The sequence below is a fragment of the Streptomyces inhibens genome (assembly GCF_003389455.1).
Classification (GTDB): domain Bacteria; phylum Actinomycetota; class Actinomycetes; order Streptomycetales; family Streptomycetaceae; genus Streptomyces; species Streptomyces inhibens.
Map to the genome: position 1 here is coordinate 1 of NZ_QUAC01000259.1, position 799 is coordinate 799.

General features: G+C 77.1%; 1 pseudogene. It reads right to left on the reverse strand.

From position 1 onward, the window contains the following. A pseudogene (locus DY245_RS32750) lies at positions 1-799 on the reverse strand (histidine kinase); the annotation flags it as partial.

Consider the following 799-nt stretch of genomic DNA (forward strand, 5'->3'; position numbering starts at 1 on the left):
CCCGCGGCGCGGCATCCGCGGCGCTTCGGCCGGCTCGGCCGGCTCGGCGCCCTGCGGCGGCACACCGGCAGCGGCGGCCGCCGGGTGGTTGAACCAGTTGGACTCGATGGTGTCGAAGATCGGCGTACGGCCGTCACCGGGACCGGCGTCCGCGCTGCCGAGCACATCCTCGGACCGCGCATCGCGCTCCTGCGGCTGCTGCTGCACGGGGAACTGGCCGGTGTTCTGCCGCTCGTCGGCGTACCCGGCGCGGTCCGCTTCCGGCCGCTGGAACTGGCCGGTCTCGTACTGCCCGGTCTCGTACTGCCCGGTGGCGTACTGGCCGGTGTCGCTGTCGGGCTGCTGGTAGCGGCCCGTCTCGTACTGGCCGGTGTCGCTGTCGAGCTGCCGGAACTGGCCCGTCTCGTACTGGTCGTTGTCGTACGCGCCGCCGGCACCCCGGCCGGCCGGGAGCGCGCCCTGGGAGCCGTCCGCCGCGGGCGGCGGGCCGTTGAAGTCGGGACGGGCGAACGGCGTGGTGTCACCGGGGCCGCCGCTCGGCGCGGGGCGCTCGAAGCTGCCGGTGGTCTCCGGCTCCTCGTGGCCACGCGGCCGGTCCTGCGCCTCGCGGGGCGCCAGCGGCCAGTCGTCGGCGGCGCCGCGCTCACGGCGCGAACCCCAGCTCGTACCGCCCGGCTGCTGACCGCTCCGGTCCTGGTTGTCCTGGCCGCCCTGGCCGCCGGTGGACGAACCGCCCGGCAGCTCGGCCGCGGCGTTGCGCGGCGGCAGCTGCGGACGCTCCTCGCGGCGCGGTGCGCCG